The 1523-nt window shown below is 77.1% G+C and carries 1 protein-coding gene and 1 pseudogene; both read left to right on the top strand.

Annotation, left to right across the window (positions count from 1 at the left end; translation table 11 throughout):
* A pseudogene (locus tag NS331_RS25905) lies at positions 1–168 on the top strand (methionine--tRNA ligase subunit beta); the annotation flags it as partial.
* Between the two features lie 245 nt (positions 169–413).
* The gene (locus NS331_RS24810; protein WP_206597365.1) at positions 414–1325 is read left to right on the top strand and encodes a hypothetical protein; all 912 of its coding nucleotides are present in this window, start codon (positions 414–416) and stop codon (positions 1323–1325) included.
* The last annotated feature ends 198 nt before the right edge of the window (positions 1326–1523 follow it).

Here is a 1523-nt window from a genome sequence, read left to right as displayed (position 1 = left end):
GTCGGCAAGCTCACCGTGATGGTCGCCAACCTGGCGCCGCGCAAGATGAAGTTCGGCGTCAGCGAAGGCATGGTGCTGGCCGCCAGCCATGCCGACGAGAAGGCCCAGCCCGGCATCCACGTGCTGGAGCCCTGGCCGGGCGCCCAGCCGGGCATGCGGGTGCGCTGAGCGGCCGTCCGCCCCATTTCGACAAGGCATCGGCCCACCAGGCCGGCCTGCTGCTCGCCGCCGCCCTCGGCAGCGCGCCCACGCTCGCGGTCGCGCAGCCCGCGGACGCCGACGGCTGCGCCCAGGCCGCCGCCGACGCCTGCCTGAACGCCATCGACCTGCCCGGCAGCGCCGGCCGGCTGCCCTACTACGCCTCGCGCCAGCCCGGCGACGCCGGCCCGCCACCCACGCGGCTGCTGCTGGTCATGCACGGCCATCCGCGCGACGCCAACCGCAGCTTCGACGCGGCACTGCAGACCCTGCGCGGCAGCGGCCAGGCGGCGCAGACCCTGGTGGTGGCGCCCATCTTCCCCGTGCCCGCCGACCAGGCCGGCCGCTGCAGCACGCCCGGCGTGCCCGCCGCCCAGCCCGGCGACGCGCTGTGGACCTGCGGCAGCTGGCTGGCCGGCGGCGACTCGCGCGGCGCGCGGCCGATCTCCTCCTTCGCCGCGCTCGATGCGCTGCTCGACGCCCTGGCCCGGCGCTGGCCCAGCCTGCGCGAGGCCACGCTGGCCGGCTTCTCGGCCGGCGCGCAGATGCTGCAGCACCGCATCGGCTTCGCGGCCGACGCGCCGCCCGGCTGGCGGCTGCGCTACGTGATCGCCGACCCGGGCACCTGGCTGTATTTCGATCCGAGCCGGCTGGCGCCCGTCGCGACTGGCAGCGCCACGCCCGACTGGGCCGGCTGCCTGGGCGCGGAGGGCGCCGGTCTGGCCACCGGCTGCCGCTGGCAGGCGGTGCCCGACGCCGAACTGGCCGCCTGCCCCGGCTACGACGACTGGAAGTACGGCACGCGGAACCTGCCCGGCACGCTCGGCCGCAGCGCCGCCGAGGCGCGGGCGCGCTACGCCGCCGCCGACATCCACCGCCTCGAAGGCGCCCTCGACAGCGGCACCGGCCGCGGCACGGCCGCGCGGGTGCTCGACAAGTCCTGCGCCGCCATGCTGCAGGGGCCTTTCCGCCTGCAGCGCGGGCTGGCCCATGCTGCCTACGAGCAGCAGGTGCTCCGGCCCACTGGCGCGCGCAGCTTCGCCGTCGTGCCCGGCTGCGCCCACGACGTGGCCTGCGTGCTGCCCTCGGCCGCCGGTCGGGCGGCGCTCTTCGGCACCGACCGCTGATCGTCCTTTATCACCCCCACCGGAGCCGCCCATGCACCGCGACCTCTTCTCCCGCCTGCTGCTCGTCGGCTTTGCCCTCGGCGGCCTTGGCGGCTGCGCCGTCGTCAGCGTGGCCGGCGCCGCCGTGTCGGTGGGCGCCACGGCCGTCAGCGTCGGAGCCGGTGCCGTGGGCCTGGCCGCCGATGCGGCCATCGGCAC

It is taken from the genome of Pseudacidovorax intermedius (genome assembly GCF_001476815.1).
Lineage (GTDB): Bacteria > Pseudomonadota > Gammaproteobacteria > Burkholderiales > Burkholderiaceae_C > Xenophilus > Xenophilus intermedius_A.
Note: the sequence above shows the minus strand (reverse complement) of the source record. Positions and strands in the feature narration are given on the sequence as shown.

What these genes read in the sequence shown, in the direction of transcription:
- NS331_RS24810 (WP_206597365.1), top strand. Translation starts at nt 414, where the DNA reads ATGCACGGCCATCCGCGCGACGCCAACCGCAGCTTCGACGCGGCACTG.